Origin of the sequence: Nonomuraea sp. K271 (assembly GCF_009908215.1) — a bacterium.
Taxonomy (GTDB): domain Bacteria; phylum Actinomycetota; class Actinomycetes; order Streptosporangiales; family Streptosporangiaceae; genus Nonomuraea; species Nonomuraea longispora.
In genome coordinates this window covers 55,856-77,636 of record NZ_JAAAHR010000009.1, presented here as the reverse complement: position 1 = coordinate 77,636, position 21,781 = coordinate 55,856, and the positions used below count along the sequence as shown (strand labels likewise).

Genomic DNA, 21,781 nt, shown 5'->3' with positions numbered 1-21,781 from the left:
TTCTGCGTGATCTTGACGTTCTAGGCCGACGGCCTTGACGGTGGCGCGGCGCGCTCACCGCGCCCGGCGGGCTCGGCGGGGCCGGTCGGCGGATCACGCGTTGTTCGTACGGCCCACGCCTGGCCAGAGCCGGTCGACCTCGGCGTTCAGGATGGCGCCGATGAGCACGGCCAGCGCCGTGATGTACAACCACAGCAGCAGCGCGATGGGCGCGGCCAGGGAGCCGTAGACGGAGACGGGCGAGATCCACGCGGCCAGCACGGCCCGCAGCACCGCCGCGCAGACGATCCACAGGAACAACGCGAGGATGGCGCCGGGCAGCTCGCGGTACCACTTGGTGCGCACCGGCACGCTGACGTGGTAGAGCACGGTCAGGAACAACACCGAGCCGACGATCACGACCGGCCAGTAGAGCAGGTCGATGAGGATGCCGTATTCGCCGGGCAGCGTGTCTCTCAGCAGCGTGGGGCCGATGACCAGAATCGGCATGACGATGATCCCGATGACCAGGCCGACGACATAGAGGCCGAACGACATGAGCCTGGTGCGGATGATGCCGCGCTCCTCGCCGAGTCCGTAGGCGACGGAGATGAGGTCGACGTAGACATAGAGGGCCCTGGAGCCGGACCACAGGGACACCAGGAAACCCAGCGAGATGATCGACACTTTGCCGGCGTCGTCGCTGAGCACGTCGGTGATGAGCGGGTTGACGATCTTGGTGACGGCGTCGTCGGTGAACAGCAGCCCTGCCTGTGCGATCACCCACGTCTTGACCTGGGTGACCACGCTGGGCCCCAGCCAGGTGCCGAGCTTGCCGATCACCCCGATCAGGCCCAGCACGAAAGGCGGCAGCGACAGCAGCGCGAAGAACGCCGCCTCACCCGCGAGTCCGGTCACCCGGTAGTTGACTCCGGCGCTGGCCGACGCACGGACGATCGCCCACGACCTGGTGTCGAGCACCCAGCTCAGCCTGGCCCGGGCATTGGAGGCGAGCCCCCTTTTGGGCCGGGAAGGCGCTTCGGTGGACGTCATGGCACCCAACGGTGTTCGCAGTTACTCTTCGGCACAGCCTAGCCAATGGAAACTGCCCATCGACCCGCCGCCCTACCAGAGTGCCTGGTCGAACCCGTGGTGGCGGTTGCCCCCATTAGACGCCCCGCACCCTGCCCGTGGCTAGTCGTTGTCGACGATGCGCGCGCCCAGCGGGAGGAGGGAGACGGGGATGAGCTTGATGTTGGCCACCCCCATCGGGATGCCGATGATGGAGATGAACAGCGGGATAGAGGTGACGACGTGGCCGACGGCCAGCCAGATCCCGGCGACCACACACCAGATGATGTTGCCCAGCAAAGAGAACACGCCCGCGTCGGGATCGCGCACGACGGTCCTGCCGAACGGCCACAGCGCGTACGCCGCGATCCTGAACGAGGCGATGCCAAAGGGAATCGTGATGATCAGGATGCAGCAGATGACTCCGGCCAGTGCGTAGCCCATGGCCAGCCAGATCCCGGCGAACACGAGCCAGATGACGTTCAGGATTGTGCGCATGCTCACAGGATGTCACCGACCCCGGCCTCATGCGTCATCGGGAAGCGACCATGACGTCACCTTGATTTCGGCGCCTTCCCTTCCGATGGGCCGGGGCGGTAGCGCCGGGTGCCGACGCCGGGAGGTCCGGTTCGGGCCAGGGCTTTCTCCTGGTGGCCAGGTCGGCGTGCAGGTAGGTGTCGGTGGCTTTGATGCTGGTGTGGCCGAGCCAGAGTGCGATGGTGGAGAGGTCGACGCCGGCGTGCAGCAGCGCCATCGCCGCGGTGTGGCGCAGGGTGTGCGGGGTGACGTTCTCGGAGGCGAGGGTCGGGCAGGTGCGGGCCGCGACGGGGACGTACTCGGCAAGCAGGTCGGCAGCGGCGTCGCGGCTGAGGCGTCCGCCGGCGCGGTTGGGGGACAGCGGGGTCGGCCGGTGCGGCATCACGGTCGGTGATCCCCGGCCACCACTGTCGACAGCCGTCAACTCGCCGCGCCGCGACAAACGCGGCGATCCGCTCGGCACTCAGCTCAGTGGGGGCGCTCCCGGCTGCTCCAGCCAGCGGCTCAGATGCGCCAGCGCATACGCGTGGGCCCTGAGCGGTCCGCAGCGTGCCGCCCCCTACCTGCAACGCGGCAAACCCGCCAGGCAAAAGGCCCTGACCGACGGCAGCGACCACACCATGGTCGCCACCTACGGGGCCATCTACCGGGGTCGAGCACCGGGCCGTGCACGACGATCTTCCTGTCATCCCCATGAAGTTGATCTCCAGAGCAGGCGGGCGCTCAACTACACAGTTTGCATTCGTAGAGTCATAGAGCAGTGACGATCCAACGTTTCGGGTGTACGACCGAAGTATGCGATACGGGCAACATGGCGGATATACCCCTGCCGAGCAGGAGCGCAGGGAACTGCTCCGGTTGCGAGCCGGCGAGCGGTTCGAGGACAGGCAGAGCACCAGACAGATCGCACGTGAGTTACGGGTGCACGAACGGACGGTCGCGCGATGGCGTAAGAACTGGCGCGAGGGCGGGATGGAGGCGCTGCGCTCGAAGGGGCCGGTGTCGCGGGAGAAGCTGAGCGCGGCGCAGTGGGCCCGTCTGGAGAGCGAGCTGGGCCGGGGGCCGCTGGCGCACGGTTACGGCGAGGACCAGCGCTGGACCTTGAGCCGGGTCAAGACGCTGATCGGCAGGCTGTTCCACATCGGCTACACCATCGAGGGCGTCGGCAAGCTGCTGCGGCGGCACGGCTGGTCGGTACAGGTCCCCGCCCGGCAGGCGGCCGAGCGTGATGAGCAGGCCATCGCCGCCTGGCGGCCGGAGGTGTGGCCGGCGGTAAAGCCACCACGGCGGACCTCGGCGCCTACCTCCGCTTCGCCGACGAAGCGGGTCAAGGGCTGAGGCCGCCGAAAGGACGAACGTGGGCACCGCGCGGCGCCCGCCCGGTGGTGCGGGTACGCGCCGGAGGCAAGGGCCGGGTCAACATTGCCGGGGTGTCTGTTACCGGCCCGGACAGCGACCCCGCCTGCTGTCCAAGCTGCACGTCTACCACGGCCGCAAAACCGAGCCCAAGAGCTTCACCTGGAGCGACTACCGCGATCTCATCGTGGCCACTCATCAGCTGCTCGATGCTCCGCTGGTGTGGTGCTGAGACGATCTCAGCGTGCACCTGGTGGCCGAGCTGACCGACTTCGCCGAGGCCAACGCCAGCTGGTTGCGCGTCTACCGGTTCCCGCCCTATGCGCCGGAGCTGAACCCGGCCGAAGGCGTCTGGTCACTACTCAAGCGTGCGATGGCCGCCTTCGTCGGCGCCGATCTGCCCGGGCTGGTCCGGATCGTCAAGATGGCCTGGGCGTGGCCTTTCGGCGGGTTGTTGCTCGGCGAGCACGACGCTCACCGCCGCCAGTCGTAGGTGCGGGTGCCCGCGGCCAGGTCCTCGGTCAGCATGTCGATCACCTGCTGCGGCTTGGTGGCGAAGACGACATGCTCGGGCACTCCGGCCCACGCCTACCGGCATCGCCGACCCAGGCTTCGGGCAGGTACGGACGCTGGTTGACGAAGGCGTGCCCGGGCGGCGAGGAGTAGCGAGCATCGGCATCACCTGACAGTTCTCGATCTGGCCGGTCAGCCCGCAGTACTGGTGAGCCACCCCCACCGACTTGTCGCCCATCTTGATCGCCTGGGTATCGTCGGCGACCAGCGCCGCCTCAGGGTGGCCCGGGTTCTCCACCACATAACAGCGCACCGCATCACGCAGCGCGTCGGCATCCCATTTGACCCGCGACATCGCTCATCAACCCTCAGTCACTCAGGGGAACCCGAAGATCTACGGACGTAGTACCGGGCTCACCATCGAAAACGACGTCCTCGCATGACCGGCTCTACGAATTCAATCTGTGTACGCGTCCTTGATCGTGAGATTCACTTGCAAAAGCGGCTCTTGACAACAAGAGTGACCAAGAGTGACACTCCTCACGTCCACCCCCGTTTGATCCACCGATGCCACAGGCCACCCGGAAGCTGACTCCACTTCCTCCCAACCAAGGCAGACGGGCACGTATGACGCTTGCGGAACTCATTGCACCCGGCTCTGGACTTGTTCGCCTCCACTTTCCGCATGAAACGACGTCGGTCGCCTACGGGGCACTTTGGAAGACCGGCGAAGCCATGGCTCGTATGCGAGCCGTCACCGACGGCCAGCCAGTTGCTATCCTTCTTTCCAACACCCAGGCCTGTGCGACGGTGCTAGTAGGCGCGATCGCGGCAGGGCAGCCACTCGTATCAGTCCCACTCCCGCCACGCGGCGCCAACCTTGAGTGGTACGCCGAGTTTGTACAACGCATCTGCACCGCATCCGGCGCGAACACGATGTTGCTGGAAGCCTCACTTCAGCGCCTGATCCCGCCTATGGACGACGTCACAGTCCTGTCCTTCGACGAGGCTCTAGCCCTCCGAGGACCAGGAGTGACCGAACCGGGCTCCTTCACATTGACACAGTTCACCTCCGGAAGCACCGCTGACCCCAAGGGCATCTTCCTTTCCGGCGACAACGTCACCACCAACCTTCGAGCACTTCTGGGGTGGCTGCAGATGGGCCCTGGTGACGGCATATGCTCATGGCTTCCCCTCTCGCATGACATGGGCCTTATAGGAACGTTCCTGGGCGCGCTGGCAGGGGCCGGGGACGACTGGGCGCGCGGCATGGACGTGGTCATCATGACTCCTCAAATGTTCTTGAGGAATCCAGGCAGCTGGCTGGCGGCTTGCGAAGAGTTCAAGTCAACGATCACCGCGGCTCCCAACTACGCGTATGAGATGGCGGCACGCCGCCACAGCTCCGAGTACGACCTCCGCCGGATGCGCTCCTGGATAGTCGGAGCAGAACCGATCCGTCCCGCTTCGTTGGAACGGTTCGCGCGGGAATATAGCGACAGCGGCCTCAACCCCAAGGCGCTATGTCCCGCCTACGGTATGGCAGAGATGGCGCTGGTGGTCACTGGTACACCACCCAGATCTGGATGTCGCACTGCCGACATCAGGCAGATAGCCATGGACCTGCCGGATGATATCGCCGCGGCTCAAGGCCACATAGTGGCTTCCTCCGGCGTCCCCGTCCCCGGCTTTGAGGTACGGATCGACGGCACCGGAGTCGGTGAGATCCTGGTGAAAGGTCCGTCGATAGGCGCGAGAATCGACGGTTCCTCTCTGGCGGACGCCGATGGCTGGTTCCATACTCGCGATATCGGGATTCTTCACGATGGGGAGCTCTATGTACTGGGCCGAATCGACGACGTTTTTCACGTCGCGGGCCGGAACATTTACGCATTCGATGTCGAGGCATATGCCGGGGAAGTGCCCGGGGTTCGGCCGGGCAGGATCGTGGCAATAGCCGAAGACGGTGTGTTCACGCTTGTTGCGGAATGCGATTCGACCATTCAAGACCGCGCCGCCGTGACTCGCCTGGCACAAGAGCTGAAACATCAGGTCGTGACCAGGGTTGGGGCATCCCCACGGCGAGTTCTGATCACGGAACGCGGGGCGCTGCCGTTGACCGCGAGTGGGAAGATTCGGCGCAAGCCCCTCGCTGCGGCACTGCGCGAGTCGCAGCTGAAGATCTTAGCCGGGTCGCTGGATTAGTGCGGAGTCGAAGGATGAGGGAAGACAGCCTTGTAGTGGCCGCAGACGAACTGATCGCCCGCGGCTCGGATGCCCTATTTGGCCCTCGCACAGACGAATTTGTCGCCATGGTAGGCCATCAACACCCGTCGGGTGCGTTATACAAGGAAGCCACGGCTGAAGCGATCGCCAAAGCGGGACTGTTCGGGCGCTCGTCCGTAGATGTCGCCTCCCAGGTATATGAGAACTTCATCTGGACGCACTTCGTCTGCAAGCTCCTCATGGCCGCAACTCCGAAGGCCATCGCCGAGTTCGCCGTAGCACGCCTGGACGTAGGCGAACTCTCCCGGGTGCTCGCATCTCAAGGATCGGCGATCCTCTCATGCTTTCACTACAAGGGCTATCCATTGATGGCGCTCCGTCTGGCCATTTCGCCGATCGCGCCACTGATTTCCAAGGCCCGGGTGGACGTCATGGACCGCGGCACGAAGAAGCTCGATGGAGCCGCTGATCTCAGTGAGCGCGTCGTCCATCTCTCCGGCCGGGGCGCTGCGCTACGCATGACGCATGCCCTGCAGCGGGGCACGCCCGTTTGGGTTCTGCTTGACGTCGTGTTGCCGTCAGTCCGCGTCACAAGGACGCAGTTTCTTGGACATGAAATGAACGTTGGAGCCGGCCTCGGTAAGATCGCTAGATTGAGCGGAAGGCCGTGCGTCCCCCTGTTCTGGGAGATGAAGGACTCAGGGGCTGCTTTGCAGGTAACAGCTCCACTTCTCCCCGAAGGTCGTTCCGAGGACGAAATGATCCAGGACTTCGTGAATACTCAATCGGCGTTCATAACCGAGCAGCCAGCCCATTGGCTCGAGTGGTATTCACTTTTGGACGAGGCGCCGAGTCTGCGAGCAGAGGTCAAGAAGGGAAATGAGGAAATCTGGGCACGGCTGGCAAAAGCACTGGAATAGCAGATCAAGAAAGTCGCGCCACAAGGACGGAGAACCTTGGCTTGGGATCGACCGCGTTGACCTATGATTCAGTTATCGACAAGATTAGAACGGGCATAGAACGGGCGAACAGTACTGGCCTCAGCGGGCAAGACATAACACCTGAGACAACCTTTTGGGCCAACGAGACCACCGCTCAGACTTGTCTCTGGTTCGACTCCCTGGATTTTCTTGAACTTGTCGTCTACCTCGAAGAGGAGCTCGGCCATCGCGTGCCTGAGGATCAGATCGACATCGACGAATGCCAGACAGTCGGCGACCTGGCATCGCTAGTGATTGCGATATCGCGGAAGGACCATGATGTCTCCGGCACCTGAAGCATCCGTCGCCCGGCCGGAACGCCCCAACCGAACCCTGTTCCGCACGCACCTGCGCGGCGGAGCACCAGATATGGAAGGGCCGTAGTCCTTCCGGCCTTCTGGTGAAGACCTCGACATGGAAAGTCAACGGTTCGGGAGCGAGGCCAATGATCGAGTTTGCACGCCACGTCGGCGCGCCGCCAACGGGGTCGTTCATCGTCAAGGGTTGGAAAGACTGCCGGAGGTCTCTATCGAGTTCCGGCATGGTATCCGATCCCTCCCGTGCCGGACTCGCGTCGGGAGCGAGCAACAATTTCCTGTTGATGGACGGACAGGTTCATCAGACAATTCGCCGCCTAATCCGAGGGTGTTTCGGCAGCGTGCGACTCGATGAAATCTCGGAGCACCTCGAGAAGGTTTGTGATGCTCTTGTCGCAGCGCACCTCGAAAGACCCAACGCCGATCTCATGGCGGACCTGGCACGGCCGCTCGCACTCGAGGGGGTCATGTCACTCATGAAGATCCCCGGCCCTGCCCGTCAGAAGCTGGGGATGCTCACCGAGGAAATGCTGGGTTTATTGGAGCCCGAACTGCCAGGCGACACCAGACGCCGCACCACGAATGCTGCGCTTAAAGCAACGATCTTTTTTGAGCGAGAAGGCCGTGCGGGTAGAGCTGTGGGGCTTCATGCGACTCTTGAGGCCGCCGCCCAGGACGGTACCATCCCCACCAAGCTTGCTCGGTCCACTCCGGTCGTGCTGCTGCACGGTGGATACGAGAATCCACTCAATCAGCTCGGCTGTTTGATCGCATGGATCGTCGAAGACCCCGAACGCTTCGGAGACGCCGCATCGACTCCAGATTCACTCTTTGAGGAGATCATGCGCGTGTTCTCACCGGTTCGGCACGTCGCCCGTTGGGTGGCGGACGACTGCGTGGTCGGCAATCAACCGCTGAAGCGCGGAGACCCCGTGTGGGTCGCCCTTGAGAGTGCCAATCTTGACGATACGCGATTCACTAACGCCCGAGATGTCGATCTCTCGGCGAGGCGCGGCCACCTCGGATTCGGTCATGGGCGACATAGTTGCCCGGGTGCCTCGCTCGCGAGGTTGCAAGGACGGGTTCTCATCAGAGCCCTTTCGCGGGTCCCGCCCGAACTGCTTCGAGGGTTCACGGTGGAGTGGATGGAGGGTGTCGTCGCTCGAGGCCCAGTGAAGATTACGAGGAGATAGCATGTCGAGGACCCGCGCAGAGCGTATCCTGAGCACCACAGACGCACGGCGCCGGGCGCGGAAGGCCCTTCCACGAGCACTGTTCGATTACATTGACGGTGGCGCCGAGGAGGAAGCTACACTTGCCGCGAATGTGCGCGCCTTCCAAGAGCATGCCATTCGTCCCCGCGTGGGCATTGCCGTGGAAGAGCCGAACATGACCACGACCGTCCTTGGGACTCCGCTGGCATTACCCGTCCTGTTGGCGCCTTGTGGAATGGTGCAGCTCGTGCACCCCGATGGGGCCGTCGGAGTCGCCCGGGCTGCCTCTGCGGCGGGAACGGTCGCAGTTCTGAGCAGGACCGCCATGTGCCCGCCCGAGGAAGTGGGCCAGCGGTCGCCAGGGCCGAACTGGTTCCATGTCAACTCCGCCGGAGGCCGTGATGCGGTGAAGCGCGACATGGCCCGGGCCGCCGAATCAGGCTTTGAAGGGCTGGTCGTCACCCTCGATGGACCACCCCCTGGCAACCGTGAAGGGGAGAGCCGTCACGGTCTCGTTCCGCCGATCCGGCTCACGCCACAATTCACCGCCCACCTCGCTGCTCACTTTGTCGCGCGCCCACGATGGGTGGCTTCCATGCTCCTCGCGGCACGGCAGCAGATTTCTACCATAAAACGCGCCTCCACACTGCTTTCCTCAGGGACGCTACACAGGTCGGCGCGCTTCACTTGGGCAGACATCGAATGGATGAGAAGCGAATGGGCGGACTCGCTGCTCGTGAAGGGCGTGCTCAGCGGGCACGATGCCATTGCGGCCCGTGACGTTGGCGCGGACGCGGTCATCGTCTCCAATCACGGTGGGCGAGCGCTCGATGGTGCTCCCGCGACCATGCGCGTCCTACCTGAGATCGTCGCCGCCGTCGGGCCAGAGACGGAAGTCCTCCTTGACGGGGGTGTCCGCCGGGCTACTTGCGTGATCAAAGCACTCTCCCTGGGGGCACGAGCAGTGCTGATCGGACGGCCGTTCGTCTACGGTTTGGCTTTCGCCGGCCAGCCTGGGGTCGAGAGAATCATTGAGATCTTCCGGTCTGAGCTGGCGCGGAATATGAAGCTGATGGGTTGCGCGGCTTTGTCCGAGCTCAATCCAAGCTGGCTTCAACCGTCTCACCTCCCTCCGGTTGCTGCAGCATCCCGGTTGCAGTGGCCGAACCCCTCTCCGGAATCAGCTCCGTGAGATTCCCTTACACCGCGTCCAGTGAAAAGGGGCGTACGTCACCCGCAGCCGTGCCCCCAGGAATATGACTATGCGCGCAAACGACGACCGTGCCCTGCCCTCCTACACCGGCTCACACGTCAGGCTCTCCCATCCAGCTGAATTCCCCCCGCCCGAGGTCGGATCCGCGCCAGGGTGGCCCCTTGTTCTGTATTTCCACCATGTCCATCCGGAAATGCGGCACTATACGGCAGTCACGCCCGCGGCGTTCGATCGTGCGCTCGGGGAGTTCGGCGAGCTTTTCCAACCTCTGGGACCAGAGACCGTTCCATCCGTCCTGAAGAGTGGGGGGCATCCGGATCCGGTCGGCCTGGTGACCTTCGATGACGGCTACACCGATGTCTTCGAGCATGCTGTGCCGATCATGGAACGGCGCGGATGGCGTGCGGTCATGTTCGTGAGCGTGGATCTGATCGGCTGCGTCGAGAACCACCCGGTACGGGGCCAGCTGCAGCACATGACATGGGAGCAGTTGGAAGAACTGACACAGCGCGGCCACCTTGTCGCCAGCCACGGCTGCACGCACGTCGCCTTCAACCGGCTGGACCCCGCGAAAGCCCAGGCTGAAGTGGACAGGGCCCGGCACGCTCTGCAGGAGCGGCTGCCGGACTCCCCGGACTGGTTGGCGTATCCCTTCGGGGAACTACCGCAGCCCGGCACGCTGGCGCTGCCGTCGCTGTGCTTCGGATCGATCAAGGCACCCGCCCGCGCGTGGGACAAGGCTCCGCAAGAGATTCGCCGGACCTATCTTCCTGCGGGCGAGCCGCAGCGCTGGGGCCGCTGCATAACCGAATGGAGGCGGACGTGGGAGCACGGCGGATCGCTGTGATCATCCCGACCATCGGCAGGCCCAACGATCTCCGGGCCTGTCTCGAATCCCTACGGCGGGAGGCGGACACCTCCCTGGCCCAGGTGATCGTGGTCGATGATGCCGCAACAGTGCCGGTCACTTTGCCGCCGGATGTGGCCGGCGCTCCCATTCATCTGCTGCGCAACGCAGTCCGGCGTGGCGCCGCATACTGCCGGAACCGGGCTCTGCAGGTCGTCGCGGAGGGGGTCGATGCCGTCGGCTTCCTCGACGACGACGTACGTCTCTGCCAAGGCTGGCTCGCGACAGCCCGGCGCGAACTGAAGCCGACCCGCGCGGCGGTGACAGGAGCAGTACGCCGCTTCGATCAAGGGATCGTTTCTCGCGCCCGCCAACTTCGATACGACCGCAGATACGCGCCGCTCGTCCCCGGCCAGGCAGTCGACTTCCTTGCAGGTGGCAATGCCGTCATCTGGCGCGACATGCTGGTCGGAGTTGGAGGTTTCCCCGATGTCCCGACGATGAGCGACCGTTTTCTCGTGCGCCGCCTTGAGGCTAGGGGAGGCTGCTGCCATTTCGTGCCCGAAATGCTCGTGCTCCACCGGAATTCGAAAGGCTTGCGCGTCGCGGTCCGGGAGGCCTGGCGGGCAGGGCTGCTCGACGATACCGCGCTTGACACGCCTGCGCTGAAGCGCCTGGCCACCGGAGTACGCGAAGCTATCGTCGGCCCGCAGCCAGCCGCGGCTCTCCTCAATGTCGCACTCGACGGCGTCTATCTAAGTGGCCGCAGACGCGGCCGACTTCATGAGGCGCGTGCGCGTTCACGAGCCTCGACCACACAATCCGCCAAGTCGGCATAGCAAGAGGCGCGCGACGGCGTTGCTCATCGACGAGACCTGGCTGCCCGCACGTTTCAACGCCGTCACCGACCTCAACCCGATACTGAGAGGGCCTTTCGGTGTGGAAACCCGCATCTGAGGGAGCGAGTCCCGCCGCACAGGAGACGCCGCGGAGCTACTCCCACGGGGAGGTTCTGAAGGTCCTTGCCGGCCTGGTAACGGGAATGATCACGGCGATGATCACGACGTACATCGTCGGCACGGCACTCCCCACGATCGTGGGCGAGCTCGGTGGTCAGGATCAGTACTCCTGGGTCGCCAGCGCCACACTGCTCACGATGGCGGCATCCATGCCGCTGTGGGGGAAAGTCTCCGACCTGTACGGCCGCAAGCGCGTCTACCAGTCCGCACTCGTCATTTTCGTGGCGGCCTCCATGGCAGCCGGGTTCGCGCCGGACATCGGCTGGCTGATCGCGGCCCGCGCGGTCCAGGGTGTGGGCGTCGGCGGCCTCCAGTCGCTGAGCCAGATCATCCTCGGCGACCTCGTCGAACCTCGGGAGCGGGGACGCTACTCCGGCTACATGGGCTCGGCATTCGCCATCTCCACGCTCACCGGCCCGCTCATCGGTGGCTTCCTCGTGGACGCCGAAGGGCTCGGCTGGCGGTGGTGCTTCTTCGTCTCCCTTCCTCTGGCCATCGTCGCGTTCATCATCGTCTCGCGCCTACTCAAGTTGCCCAAGCTGCCCACAGGAAACGTCCCGGTGGACTGGTGGGGCGCCATCCTCATCACCGGCGGCGCCACGACGATCATGCTGCTGCTGACCCTCGGGGGAAAGGAGTTCCCCTGGAACTCGCACTGGACGTACGCGCTCGGCATTTGCAGCACGCTCTTCTTCCTGCTCGCCATTCCCGTAGAACGCGCTGCGGCGGCTCCGATCCTCCCACCGCGACTCTTCCGGAACCGCAATTACGTGCTGATATGCGCGGTCTCGATCCTGGTCGGCGCATGCCTGTTCGGCACGACGATCTACCTGCCGCAGTACCTGCAGATCGTCAAGGGAATGACTCCCACGGCCTCCGGGATCATGACGCTGCCAATGGTGGGTGGAACCTTCGTGGCCGCCCTGGTCTCGGGACAGTTCGTCGCCCGGTTGGGGCGTTGGAAGGTCTTCCCTGCGACCGGAATGGCGCTCGTCACCATTGGGCTCCTCCTCCTATCCCGCCTGCACGGCGATTCCAGCCGCTGGGCCATCGGCGGCTCCATCGCCATCGTCGGGGCGGGTCTCGGTCTCACCATGCAGATCCTCATCCTGGCAGCGCAGAACGCCGTCGAGCGGCGGGACATCGCGTCCAGCACCTCCTCCGCCACGTTCTTCCGCACGTTCGGCGGAGCAGTCGGCGTCGCTGCGTTCGGATCCATCCTCAGCACCCGGGTCGCCGACGAGATGCGCGAGCAGATGGCAAGGTTTCGCCTTCATCTACCCACCGGTAACGGCATCCCTGCGCTCGGATCGCCGGAAGCGATAGGCCGCCTCCCCGGGCTGGTTCAGGCCATCATCCGCGAGGCCTTCTCCAACGCGCTGCACTCGGTGTTCCTCGCCGCTGTGCTGGTGGCCGCACTCGGCTTCCTGGGGACACTGTTCATGCACGAGGTCCCGCTACGAACCTCCCCCAGCGCGGGCGAAACCAAAAAGGATCATGAGCCTATGGAGGGGTAGCTCCGATATCACCCCTCGACGCAAAGTCCCGAGGCGTATCCAGGATGCGGAAGACCCTGTCGCCCGGACCTTTGAACCGCGCGTTTCGATTCGACACAGATCTAGGGGATCAGAGTCCGTGACAAGAACGACAGAGAACACGTCCGAACCCGTCCGGGTCGCGGTGGTCGGTCTGGGAAACGCGGGACAGCAGAACATCGCCGCCGTGAGCAAGGTTTCCTCGGCCGAGGTGGTAGCCATCACGGAACCGGATCCTGTTGTCGCCGCGCGAACAGACCTTCCCGTGCGGCCCATGGCGGAGGTGCTCGCGGATCCGAACGTACAAGTGGTAGCTCTGTGCCTTCCGCCCGGTGATCGCTACGAAATGGCCACCGCTGCGTTCCGTGCGAGCAAGCATGTGCTCGTTGAGAAGCCACCCGCGCGCTGCCCTGCAGAACTGTCGGCTATGCTCGCCGCGGCTCACCGGGCGGAGCGGCATGCCGCTGTGATGTTCCAGCACAGGTTCGCCTTGCCGGAGACTCTGCGCATCGGCGCGTCGGCACACTTTGCCGACGCTATGGCAAGCCTCATGGTCTCTCGACCCAGGAAAGCCTCCCACTACGCCGACGGTGGTTGGCGGTCACGTCCCGACAAGGCCCTTGGCGGCGTCACCGCCCACCTCGGCGTGCACTACCTCGACGTGGCCTGCCAACTACTGGGGGAACCGGTTCAGGTTACCCTCCTTGACCGCACCGATGCCGCACCGGGGATTGACACACAACTGTGCGGGCACGTCGCATTCGACTCGGGTGCGCAGCTCACGATTGCGGTAACCAGCCGGTCGCCAGGCAGGTTCGAACAGCTGACCGTGCATGGCGCGAACGCCTGGATCGAGCTGAACGGTGGACGTCTGGTGGGCAGGATCGCCGACGAGGAGGTGTACCAGGACGCTCGCCCGGCCCTTGAGCTGCGGGCCTGTGTGTACACCGAGCTGGCCCTCTCAGTCCAGAACGGGGTGCCGCCGCGAGTGTCGTCGCTTGACCGGAGCAGCGGGGTCACCATGATTCTCCATGGTCTGCTGCAACACGATGCCACAACGGTGGCCCCATGATCTCCATTGGATTGAGTTCGGGGAGCATGACCACGGCTTCGGCCACCCAGTTGGCACAGACCGTGTCCGCAGCGGGTGGTATGGGGGTCGACCTACGCATAGGGAAGACACACCAGTGGGAGGCCGCAGGTGTCGCCGCCGGGATCGAGACGATCGTCAATGCGGGTTTGGACGTGTTCTTCACCGGCACCGGATGGCGGCTGGGCACGCCGATTGATCTGCCGGCCGACGAGAATGTGCCCACGGACTTCCCGGTGAAGGTCTTCTGCGTCGAGGGACCGGACATGGGGCTCATCGCCGAGCAAGTCGCCGCCGCCTCGGCCGCAGGGCTGCACCTGTGGGTGGAGACGCACAGAGGCGGACCGAACGTTGCCGCACTCACCGCACTCTGCGCCCAGATAGACCTTGGCGTCGTACTCGATCTGCAGGGCCTGCTCGAGACCGGCGGCGCCGATGCCTCGATGATGGCCGATCTCGCCCCGCACGTACGTGCCATTCAAGTCAAAGGCGTGGCCAGAGCCGATACCGGCTACCGACACCGGCCGCTGCGGCGAGCAGACTTAGATATCGTGTCCGCCGTCCTCGCCGCGGGCGCACCGGTATGCGCGGTTACGGTCGAGTCCCGGGCAGGTACCCCTGTGCAGGACTTGAAGGTGCTGAAGCGCACTCTCGCCATGACGACCGGGGAAGAGGAAGCATGAGGCTCGCGGTGATCGGTGATGAAGTTTCGCAAGACCCGGCCCTCGTGGCAGATACCACGGCGCGGTTGGGCTTCGCCGGGGTCGAGATCAGGTCGATGGAGGGTACGCCGCCGCACCTGCTCTCGGATGGGCAGTTACGTCGGATGACGGGCCTGCTCGCCGAACGAGACCTCGGGGTCGCCGGCTTCGCCCCGCCGGTGTTCAAGTCTCCGTTGCCGCGCAGCGATACGGAGCTGGAAAAAGTCACCGAGGTACTAGCCGAATCGTGCAAGCGTGCGGGACTGGCCGGCGCTCCGCACGTACGTATCTTCAGCTTCTACCGCGATGGAGATCCCGACCCCGTTCGCGCCGCGAGGATGGCCAAGCGCGTCATCGAACAGGTCAGGCCGCCGATGCCGCTGCTATTGGAGACCGGGACCCGGACCAACAGCCCGACGATGCGGCACTCCCTCCAGTTCCTCGACGAACTCGGCCGTGACGACATCGGCTTGTTGTGGGATCCGGGAAACAGTGTGTTCAGCGGTGCAGAGCCAGAACCGTTTCCGCAGGATTATGTGCTCGGTAACCAACTCATCCGACACGTGCACGTGAAGGACCCGGACGGCACACGGCAATACGTTCGACTGGGAGACGGAGACCTGCCGTGGCCGGCAATCCTCGAACGGCTGGCAGACGATGATTATCGCGGCTTTGTCAGCTTGGAGACGCACTGGCGGCATGGCCGCGTCCTTACCCCGCGGCAGCGCGACGAGCCGTGGGGAGAATCATTCTCCTCCGGTGGGCTGACGGCTAGCGTGGAGTGCATGCGGCGACTGCGTTCCTGGGTGGAACCGCTGCGGGGCACGGGATGACGAAACGACCCGTCATCCTGCTTGGAAGCCAGCGTTCCGGCACCACAGCGTTGGCCTCCATACTTGACCGCGCGTTCGCCGAAGCAGGCGGCCAGTTCACCATCAATGGCAAGCTCCCGTACCTGCTGCACCGCTGGTGTACGCCCGCAGACCTGCGCGGACGGCACCTGCGCGCGGACGAGATCCTTCATGCACTTCGTCGCCGCCCGCCGTACGGGTTGAGCGCCGAACGTTGGCTGGAAACGACGGAGCAGGTTTTGCGTGCCGCCGCCGCCGAGGTTGCCGATGGCAAGATCACCGACGTCGTGGCGCTGCGCCGGGACGTGATCCGTCGCAGCTACGGCGCCGCCGCCTTTTTTGGCGAGAAGTACAACGAGTACATGCTCGAACTGGACCTGGTGGCCGAGTCAGTGCCGGACGCCATGTGGATTCTGCTCATTCGACACCCCGCCCAGGTGGCTCGCTCGGTCCAACGCTGGGCCGGCGACCGACCGTGGCGCACCTCGGATCACGCCTCAGCTCTGGCCAAGTGGGTGGCCTGGCATGAGCCGTGGCTGGAAAACGAGCGCGCCGGCCGATCCGAGCACAGCTTGGTGATCGAGTACGGTCGGCTGTGTGCCGGACCCGACCTCCACCGACTGTCCGAGACGCTTGATCTCGACCTCGGACGCCACGCGTATGATCTCCGCAGCCACAACGACGGCGGCGATGTCGCGGCCCTGCCACAGGACGTCGCCACGACATGGTACTCGTTGCTCGATCGGACAACCCCTTCGAAGAAGAAAGGATCTGGTTCCATGACTCAGCGCCAAGTGCTGCCATACGACACGACCGAGACCGCCTCCCCGTTCGGGCTGGGCCTACATCACGTCCAACTGGCGATCCCGCCAGGCAGTGAGGACGAGTGCCGCGAATTTTACATCGATGTGCTCGGCATGACTGAGATACAGAAGCCACCGGTGCTCGCCGCGCGGGGTGGGCTGTGGGTGCGCGCGGACGGGTTGGAGATCCACCTTGGTGTCGAAGAAGACTTCCGGCCAGCACGCAAGGCGCATCCGGGCATCCAGGTGGCAGATCTGGACGGCCTGGCCGAACGTCTGACCGACAAAGGGGTGACGATCACCTGGGACGCCAACTTCCCTGGTCACCGCCGCTTCTACGCGTTCGACGTGTTCGGCAACCGTCTCGAGTTCCTCGGCCCGGACATTGCGTGAGCCGGCCGGACCTGCTGGTCGAGTGAGCTAGGGCAGGGCGGGCTACCACTGGCGCGTGAGGTCTGCCAGGCCGGCGCGAAGGTGGTCGGCCTGGACCGCGGCTCCGCCATCGTGGACAGGCCTGGCCCGGCCACAGCGTCGACGCTCCGTGAACCGCCGCACTCACGCGCGCGCCGGCACACGGCGGTCGGTAGAACTCGACATGCGCCGGAGGTGGATCTCACGTCGAAAAGCGCGACTCAGGTTGGAGGAGCACAGCCTCGATACAGCATCTGCTGTATGCCGCTCGCGAGTAGATGGCCCTGCCCGCCCCAGACCTTGGCCTCGCCAGATAACAATCCGTCTCCCGCGGCCAAGCCCACTCCCTCCATCATCAGCCAATCGTCCGAGCAATCCCCTTCGTGAAACGTGATGTGCATGTCAAGGCTGGATGCAACATGTCTCGTCCCCCCCTCACCGAAGCCTCTGCGAATAGCCGGCAGCGGGCCGATGTCCAGTAGCACGGGAAGGCGGGCGGCGCTGAGCCATCTATCACTCCCCCAGTCGGCCGCAGGTAGGAAGCGGAACCAACATTGGCTTACCGGGGCATCGGCAGCGCAGGAAGAAGCATAGTCCAACCACTCGATCGGCTTCCGTTCGAAGTTCTCCCAGAATGGGAGAATAGGCTTGTCGCGTCGCTTCGCCGCCGACTCTTGAAACGTGGGAAGAGTGTCCGGGTGTTGTATCCCTTGACGGTCACCCCACTTCCCGCGCGGCGACTCCACCGGCGAATTCGACGTCAGAACAATGCCCTCCAGAACATGCCGATCGCCCTGGGTCACGGAAACCCGGAAAGATTGAGCCCGGCGTCCGTCCCGTATTTTGACCACCTCGACATCAGCGTTTCCTGGCGATGCGCTCTGCAGAAAATGGCTGGACATGCTGACCGGGCGGGCTTCCGGAGCGAGACAGCCGACTGCCCGCAGGACCGTGGCCATCAGATAACCCCCGTTTATCCCGAATATTTGCCATTCTGGGTGCAGGGTCGCCTGGAAAGCGCTCAGACTGACTTGCTTGACGTCGCTGGCCGAGGCAAAGTCTCTCATGGTGTTCTCCAGCTCTATTCGTTCGGCTCACACATGAAGCCTCATGGCGGAAACGAAAGCAAGGGGAGTGATATGCCACGCGGCGTGGAGTTGCACCCTTGCCGGAACGCTCGGCGCGTGCAAGGAGCGTAGGCGGCCACGCCCACCATCGTGATGGTGCTCCCGCGACCAGCCAGCCAGCCAGCGTACTTGGAGCAGCGTCTCGAAGGACGCGGTCTCGGCGTGCAGGTCGTCGAGCAGCTCCGCCATGAGATCCACGCGCGCCAGCCTAACCGGAACAACCTTCTAGGGGAATAATGCAGGTGTGATCTGCGAGAGCTGCAAGGACAAGCGCCACGACGACTGCCGCGGCGGATCATGGTGCGACTGCCAGCACCAGACCGCGGAGCAGGCCAAGGAGACGGACCTGGACTGGCCGCGCCAGGGCTGAACGGATCCCACACTCTGGACCCCTTCTTGGACATCCCGGACGCTCGGGGTATCTTCGTTGTATGCCAGCGGACCCCATGCTTGTCGGTCGACGCCACGTCGACCTCCTGCGTGTCCGCAGTGCCATCTGTTGCGACGCCCGCTAACCGCAATCTTTCTTTTGCCGCTGAGCGCGTCGCATCCTTTCCTGCACCCCTGCCCTCGATGACGAGGCTGGAGGACCATTGCGCGCGCCCATGAACCGAAGGACGCGCAATGAGCACTCCTGCCGGCCGCACTCCCGCCAGCCGTCATCACCGGCGCCCGCGCGGCGAAGGCCAGTGGGCTCTCGGTTACCGCGAGCCGCTCAACAAGAACGAAGAGAACAAGAAGAACGACGACGGCCTCAACGTCCGCCAGCGCATCATCGACGTCTATTCCAAGCGGGGCTTCGACTCCATCGACCCGGCCGACCTGCGCGGACGCATGCGGTGGTACGGCCTCTACACCCAGCGCAAACCCGGCATCGACGGCGGCAAGACCGCGATCCTGGAGCCCGAGGAGCTCGACGACCGCTACTTCATGCTGCGCGTGCGCATCGACGGCGGGCAGCTCGACCTGGCCCAGCTGCGCACGATCGCCGACATCGCCAACGAGTACGCCCGCGGCACCGCCGACCTGACCGACCGCCAGAACATCCAGCTCCACTGGATCGAGATCGAGTCGGTGCCCGACATCTGGGAGCGCCTGGAGGCGGTGGGCCTGTCCACCACGGAGGCGTGCGGCGACACCCCGCGCGTGATCCTGGGGTGCCCGCTGGCCGGCATCGACACCGAAGAGGTGCTGGACGCCACGGAGCAGATCCGTGAGCTGAAGGAACGTGTCGTCGGCAACCCCGCTTACTCCAACCTGCCGCGCAAGTTCAAGACGGCTCTGAGCGGCTGCCCCGCCCACTGCACGGTCCACGAGATCAACGACGTGGCGTTCGTCGGCGTGGTCAACGAGCACGGCGAGGCGGGCTACGACCTGTGGGTCGGCGGCGGCCTGTCGACCAACCCGATGCTGGCCAAGCGGCTCGGTGTGTTCGTCCGGCCCGACCGGGTGGGCGACGTGCACGAGGGCGTCACCGGGATCTTCCGCGACTACGGCTACCGGCGGCTGCGGCACAGGGCCAGGCTCAAGTTCCTCGTCAACGACTGGGGCGTGGAGAAGTTCCGCGAGGTGCTGGAGCAGGAATACCTCAAAGAGCCGCTGCCCGACGGGCCGGCCCCGGAGCCGCCGCGCGGCAGCCGCCGCGACCACGTCGGCGTCTTCCCGCAGAAGGACGGCACCTTCTATGTCGGCTTCGCCCCCAAGGTGGGCCGGGTCGACGGCGACAAGCTCCATCAGATCGCCGACATCGCCGAGCGGCACGGCTCCGGCCGGGTCCGCACGACCATCGAGCAGAAGATGGTCGTGCTCGACGTCGCGCCCGACCAGGTCGACTCCATCGTGGCCGAGCTGGAGGCCGCCGACCTGCGGGTCAGGCCGTCCACGTTCCGCCGCCAGACGATGGCCTGCACCGGCATCGAGTTCTGCAAGCTGGCCATCGTCGAGACGAAGACGAGGGCCGCCGACCTGATCGACGAGTTGGAGCGCCGGCTGCCGTCGTTCGACGAGCCGCTGACCATCAACGTCAACGGCTGCCCCAACGCGTGCGCCCGCACCCAGACCGCCGACATCGGCCTGAAGGGCCAGCTCGTGGTCGACGAGAACGGCGAGCAGGTCGAGGGCTTCCAGATCCACCTGGGCGGCTCGCTGGGCGTCGACTCCGGTTTCGGCCGTAAGGTCAGAGGCCTGAAGACCACGGCCAAGGCGCTGCCCGACTACGTCGCGCGGGTCGTGTCCCACTACGACGACCAGAAGAAGGAAGGCGAGTCGTTCGCCGACTGGGTGCAGCGAGCGGACGAGGCCGACCTGAAATGACCACGCGAGCGGTTCCCTTCCACTGCCCCTACTGCGGCGACGAGGACCTCGAACCCTACGAGGGCGAGCTCGACTCCGCCGGGCACGGCACGGGCGGCAGCTGGTACTGCCGCGCGTGCGCTCGTGCTTTCAAACTGAAGTTTCTTGGGATCGGGGTGAGGATATGACGCTGGTCGACCTCGAGGTCGCATTAAGAGATCAGCGCGGCGAGCTCGACCTGCGGGACATCGTCGAGTCCGCCGCGACCGCTCTGGAAGGCGCTCCCGCGCGTGAGATCATCCGGTGGGCGGCGGCGACCTTCGGTGAGCGCTTGTGCCTGACGTCCTCCATGAGCGACGCGCTGCTCATCGACCTGGTGAGCCGGGTCAGACCCGGCGTCGACGTGTTGTTCATCGACACCGGCTACCACTTCGCCGAGACGATCGGCACGCGGGACGCCGTACGGCAGGTCTATGACGTCAACGTGATCGACATCAAGCCGTCGCGGACGGTCGAGGAGCAGGATCGCGACCTCGGGCCGCGCCTGTTCGGCCGCAACCCCGACCTGTGCTGCTACCTGCGCAAGGTGGAGCCGCTCAACCGGGCGCTGGAGCCCTACCTCGCGTGGATCTCCGGCATCCGCCGCGACGAGTCGCCGAGCCGGGTGGGCACCAGGGTCGTCGAGTGGGACGCCAAACGGCAGATGGTCAAGGTCAACCCGATCGCCGCCTGGACGCAGGACGACGTCGACAACTACATCGCCGACAACGGTGTGCTGATCAACCCGTTGCACTACGACAACTACCCCTCGATCGGCTGCGCGCCCTGCACGCGGCAGGTCACGGAGGGCGAGGATCCGCGCAGCGGTCGCTGGGCGGGCCTGGGGAAGGTCGAATGCGGCATTCACCTGTGATCCCCGACAGGGGGCGCATCCCGTTGGCAGGCGGGACGCCCCCCGGCCGCGTGCCACTGGTGGCAGTGGCGCACGGGTCCCGCGACCCGCGCGCCGCCGCCACCGTGGCCGCGCTGCTCGACCGCGTACGCCTGGAGCGGCCCGACGTGCCCGTACGCGACGCCTATCTCGACCACTGCGCCCCCGCGCTCGGGCAGGCGCTGGCCGGGCTCGGCGAGGCGGTGGTGCTGCCGCTGCTGCTCACCGAGGCCTACCACAGCCGGGTCGACCTGCCCGCGGCGCTCAACGAGGTGAGAGCGCGCAGGCCGCGCCTGCGCGTGCACTACGGCGCCACGCTCGGGCCGCACCCGCTGCTGCTGTCCGCGCTGGAGCGGCGGCTGGGCGGGGCGGGTGTGCCCGCGGGCGACCCGGACACGGCGGTGGTGCTGGTGTCGGCCGGTTCGAGCGACGCCAGAGCCAACGCGGTGGTCGCGGGGATGGCCCGGCGGTGGCGGCGCTCCGGATGGTGGTCGGTGTCGGCCGCCTACGCCTCCGCGGCCGATCCGTCCCCTGCCGAGGCGGTCTCCGCGCTCCTGCGCGCCGGCGCGCCGCGGGTGGTCGTCGCCCCCTACCTGCTGGCGCCCGGCTACTTCGCCGACAAGGTGCGGCAGGCCACGCTGGAGGCCGGCGCGCAGGTCGTGGCCGACGTGCTCGGGCCGGCTCCCGAGCTGGTGAGCGTGCTGCTCGAACGGTACGCGGCGGCCCAGCGGCGGCCGGTGTCTGTCGCGGGCTGACGGTCACTCACCC

24 protein-coding genes and 1 pseudogene are annotated in these 21,781 nt (G+C 65.4%); 19 read left to right on the top strand and 6 right to left on the bottom strand.

Annotated features, from left to right (window positions below; translation table 11 throughout):
• Positions 1-93: 93 nt before the first annotated feature.
• The 3 genes from GUY59_RS05045 to GUY59_RS05035 form a co-directional block, all read right to left on the bottom strand.
• Positions 94-1,032, bottom strand: a complete 939-nt coding sequence (locus GUY59_RS05045; RefSeq protein ID WP_201760517.1) for a YihY/virulence factor BrkB family protein — start codon at positions 1,030-1,032, stop codon at positions 94-96.
• A 141-nt stretch (positions 1,033-1,173) separates the two neighbouring features.
• Positions 1,174-1,548 (bottom strand): YccF domain-containing protein, encoded by a 375-nt coding sequence (locus GUY59_RS05040; protein ID WP_138199992.1) that lies wholly within the window; start codon positions 1,546-1,548, stop codon positions 1,174-1,176.
• A gap of 34 nt (positions 1,549-1,582) precedes the next feature.
• Complete coding sequence (locus tag GUY59_RS05035) at positions 1,583-1,969, bottom strand: tyrosine-type recombinase/integrase (protein WP_236666861.1); 387 nt, start codon at positions 1,967-1,969, stop codon at positions 1,583-1,585.
• A gap of 413 nt (positions 1,970-2,382) precedes the next feature.
• Between GUY59_RS05035 and GUY59_RS05030 the strand changes: the two genes are divergently transcribed.
• Positions 2,383-2,925, top strand: a complete 543-nt coding sequence (locus GUY59_RS05030) for a winged helix-turn-helix domain-containing protein (protein ID WP_138199991.1) — start codon at positions 2,383-2,385, stop codon at positions 2,923-2,925.
• Between the two features lie 262 nt (positions 2,926-3,187).
• Positions 3,188-3,436, top strand: coding sequence for a transposase (locus GUY59_RS48310; RefSeq protein WP_289513531.1), 249 nt, complete (start codon positions 3,188-3,190; stop codon positions 3,434-3,436).
• A 5-nt stretch (positions 3,437-3,441) separates the two neighbouring features.
• On the opposite strand, the pseudogene GUY59_RS51250 reads toward GUY59_RS48310, so the two are convergent.
• Positions 3,442-3,811, bottom strand: a pseudogene (locus GUY59_RS51250) (transposase); the annotation flags it as partial.
• Between the two features lie 272 nt (positions 3,812-4,083).
• On the opposite strand from GUY59_RS51250, the gene GUY59_RS05015 reads away from it, so the two are divergent.
• The 12 genes from GUY59_RS05015 to GUY59_RS04960 all read left to right on the top strand — a co-directional run bounded on the left by GUY59_RS05015 (position 4,084) and on the right by GUY59_RS04960 (position 16,645).
• Complete coding sequence (locus tag GUY59_RS05015) at positions 4,084-5,661, top strand: AMP-binding protein (RefSeq protein WP_161714408.1); 1,578 nt, start codon at positions 4,084-4,086, stop codon at positions 5,659-5,661.
• A gap of 14 nt (positions 5,662-5,675) precedes the next feature.
• On the top strand, positions 5,676-6,602 hold the full coding sequence (locus tag GUY59_RS05010; protein WP_138199988.1) for a hypothetical protein: 927 nt from the start codon (positions 5,676-5,678) through the stop codon (positions 6,600-6,602).
• A gap of 41 nt (positions 6,603-6,643) precedes the next feature.
• Positions 6,644-6,958: an acyl carrier protein gene (locus tag GUY59_RS05005; protein ID WP_161714407.1), complete on the top strand. Its 315-nt coding sequence runs from the start codon at positions 6,644-6,646 to the stop codon at positions 6,956-6,958.
• Between the two features lie 149 nt (positions 6,959-7,107).
• On the top strand, positions 7,108-8,172 hold the full coding sequence (locus GUY59_RS05000; protein ID WP_138199986.1) for a cytochrome P450: 1,065 nt from the start codon (positions 7,108-7,110) through the stop codon (positions 8,170-8,172).
• A gap of 1 nt (position 8,173) precedes the next feature.
• Positions 8,174-9,385, top strand: a complete 1,212-nt coding sequence (locus GUY59_RS04995; RefSeq protein WP_138199985.1) for an alpha-hydroxy acid oxidase — start codon at positions 8,174-8,176, stop codon at positions 9,383-9,385.
• A 70-nt stretch (positions 9,386-9,455) separates the two neighbouring features.
• Positions 9,456-10,253 (top strand): polysaccharide deacetylase family protein, encoded by a 798-nt coding sequence (locus tag GUY59_RS04990; RefSeq protein WP_161714406.1) that lies wholly within the window; start codon positions 9,456-9,458, stop codon positions 10,251-10,253.
• Entirely contained in the window at positions 10,250-11,092 is an 843-nt protein-coding gene (locus tag GUY59_RS04985; RefSeq protein WP_161714405.1) for a glycosyltransferase family 2 protein, read from the top strand. Before GUY59_RS04990 ends, GUY59_RS04985 begins: the two co-directional genes overlap by 4 nt.
• Positions 11,093-11,190: 98 nt before the next feature.
• Positions 11,191-12,789 carry an MDR family MFS transporter gene (locus GUY59_RS04980; RefSeq protein ID WP_138199982.1) on the top strand — a complete coding sequence of 533 codons (1,599 nt, stop codon included), beginning with the start codon at positions 11,191-11,193 and terminating at the stop codon, positions 12,787-12,789.
• Positions 12,790-12,907: 118 nt separating this feature from the next.
• The gene (locus GUY59_RS04975; RefSeq protein ID WP_161714404.1) at positions 12,908-13,879 is read left to right on the top strand and encodes a Gfo/Idh/MocA family protein; all 972 of its coding nucleotides are present in this window, start codon (positions 12,908-12,910) and stop codon (positions 13,877-13,879) included.
• Positions 13,876-14,580, top strand: coding sequence for a hypothetical protein (locus GUY59_RS04970; RefSeq protein WP_138199980.1), 705 nt, complete (start codon positions 13,876-13,878; stop codon positions 14,578-14,580). Before GUY59_RS04975 ends, GUY59_RS04970 begins: the two co-directional genes overlap by 4 nt.
• Positions 14,577-15,431, top strand: coding sequence for a sugar phosphate isomerase/epimerase family protein (locus GUY59_RS04965; RefSeq protein WP_138199979.1), 855 nt, complete (start codon positions 14,577-14,579; stop codon positions 15,429-15,431). Before GUY59_RS04970 ends, GUY59_RS04965 begins: the two co-directional genes overlap by 4 nt.
• Complete coding sequence (locus tag GUY59_RS04960) at positions 15,428-16,645, top strand: sulfotransferase (protein ID WP_138199978.1); 1,218 nt, start codon at positions 15,428-15,430, stop codon at positions 16,643-16,645. Before GUY59_RS04965 ends, GUY59_RS04960 begins: the two co-directional genes overlap by 4 nt.
• Before the next feature lie 239 nt (positions 16,646-16,884).
• Here GUY59_RS04960 and GUY59_RS04955 read toward each other — a convergent pair whose 3' ends face one another.
• Both GUY59_RS04955 and GUY59_RS04950 read right to left on the bottom strand, forming a co-directional pair.
• Complete coding sequence (locus tag GUY59_RS04955) at positions 16,885-17,730, bottom strand: acyl-CoA thioesterase (RefSeq protein WP_138199977.1); 846 nt, start codon at positions 17,728-17,730, stop codon at positions 16,885-16,887.
• A 27-nt stretch (positions 17,731-17,757) separates the two neighbouring features.
• On the bottom strand, positions 17,758-17,988 hold the full coding sequence (locus tag GUY59_RS04950; RefSeq protein WP_138199976.1) for a hypothetical protein: 231 nt from the start codon (positions 17,986-17,988) through the stop codon (positions 17,758-17,760).
• Positions 17,989-18,034: 46 nt separating this feature from the next.
• Here GUY59_RS04950 and GUY59_RS49800 point away from each other — a divergent pair, with 46 nt between their 5' ends.
• The 5 genes from GUY59_RS49800 to GUY59_RS04935 all read left to right on the top strand — a co-directional run bounded on the left by GUY59_RS49800 (position 18,035) and on the right by GUY59_RS04935 (position 21,768).
• Complete coding sequence (locus GUY59_RS49800) at positions 18,035-18,160, top strand: hypothetical protein (RefSeq protein WP_269128705.1); 126 nt, start codon at positions 18,035-18,037, stop codon at positions 18,158-18,160.
• A gap of 61 nt (positions 18,161-18,221) precedes the next feature.
• Positions 18,222-18,305, top strand: a complete 84-nt coding sequence (locus tag GUY59_RS51245; RefSeq protein ID WP_354532976.1) for a putative leader peptide — start codon at positions 18,222-18,224, stop codon at positions 18,303-18,305.
• A 109-nt stretch (positions 18,306-18,414) separates the two neighbouring features.
• Positions 18,415-20,103: a nitrite/sulfite reductase gene (locus GUY59_RS04945; RefSeq protein ID WP_138199975.1), complete on the top strand. Its 1,689-nt coding sequence runs from the start codon at positions 18,415-18,417 to the stop codon at positions 20,101-20,103.
• 163 nt (positions 20,104-20,266) lie between these two features.
• Positions 20,267-20,995 (top strand): phosphoadenylyl-sulfate reductase, encoded by a 729-nt coding sequence (locus tag GUY59_RS04940; RefSeq protein ID WP_138199974.1) that lies wholly within the window; start codon positions 20,267-20,269, stop codon positions 20,993-20,995.
• Positions 20,996-21,054: 59 nt separating this feature from the next.
• The gene (locus GUY59_RS04935; RefSeq protein ID WP_252374864.1) at positions 21,055-21,768 is read left to right on the top strand and encodes a sirohydrochlorin chelatase; all 714 of its coding nucleotides are present in this window, start codon (positions 21,055-21,057) and stop codon (positions 21,766-21,768) included.
• Positions 21,769-21,781: the final 13 nt, after the last annotated feature.

Bases quoted from the DNA above. Each gene is read 5' to 3' on its own strand.
- GUY59_RS05045 (WP_201760517.1), bottom strand. From the start codon at position 1,032: ATGACGTCCACCGAAGCGCCTTCCCGGCCCAAAAGGGGGCTCGCCTCC.
- GUY59_RS04995 (WP_138199985.1), top strand. From the start codon at position 8,174: ATGTCGAGGACCCGCGCAGAGCGTATCCTGAGCACCACAGACGCACGG.
- GUY59_RS05000 (WP_138199986.1), top strand. From the start codon at position 7,108: ATGATCGAGTTTGCACGCCACGTCGGCGCGCCGCCAACGGGGTCGTTC.
- GUY59_RS05040 (WP_138199992.1), bottom strand. From the start codon at position 1,548: ATGCGCACAATCCTGAACGTCATCTGGCTCGTGTTCGCCGGGATCTGG.
- GUY59_RS04955 (WP_138199977.1), bottom strand. From the start codon at position 17,730: ATGAGAGACTTTGCCTCGGCCAGCGACGTCAAGCAAGTCAGTCTGAGC.
- GUY59_RS51245 (WP_354532976.1), top strand. From the start codon at position 18,222: ATGCCAGCGGACCCCATGCTTGTCGGTCGACGCCACGTCGACCTCCTG.
- GUY59_RS05035 (WP_236666861.1), bottom strand. From the start codon at position 1,969: ATGCCGCACCGGCCGACCCCGCTGTCCCCCAACCGCGCCGGCGGACGC.
- GUY59_RS05010 (WP_138199988.1), top strand. From the start codon at position 5,676: ATGAGGGAAGACAGCCTTGTAGTGGCCGCAGACGAACTGATCGCCCGC.
- GUY59_RS04970 (WP_138199980.1), top strand. From the start codon at position 13,876: ATGATCTCCATTGGATTGAGTTCGGGGAGCATGACCACGGCTTCGGCC.
- GUY59_RS04990 (WP_161714406.1), top strand. From the start codon at position 9,456: ATGCGCGCAAACGACGACCGTGCCCTGCCCTCCTACACCGGCTCACAC.
- GUY59_RS05030 (WP_138199991.1), top strand. From the start codon at position 2,383: ATGCGATACGGGCAACATGGCGGATATACCCCTGCCGAGCAGGAGCGC.
- GUY59_RS04960 (WP_138199978.1), top strand. From the start codon at position 15,428: ATGACGAAACGACCCGTCATCCTGCTTGGAAGCCAGCGTTCCGGCACC.
- GUY59_RS05015 (WP_161714408.1), top strand. From the start codon at position 4,084: ATGACGCTTGCGGAACTCATTGCACCCGGCTCTGGACTTGTTCGCCTC.
- GUY59_RS04945 (WP_138199975.1), top strand. From the start codon at position 18,415: ATGAGCACTCCTGCCGGCCGCACTCCCGCCAGCCGTCATCACCGGCGC.
- GUY59_RS04965 (WP_138199979.1), top strand. From the start codon at position 14,577: ATGAGGCTCGCGGTGATCGGTGATGAAGTTTCGCAAGACCCGGCCCTC.
- GUY59_RS04940 (WP_138199974.1), top strand. From the start codon at position 20,267: ATGACGCTGGTCGACCTCGAGGTCGCATTAAGAGATCAGCGCGGCGAG.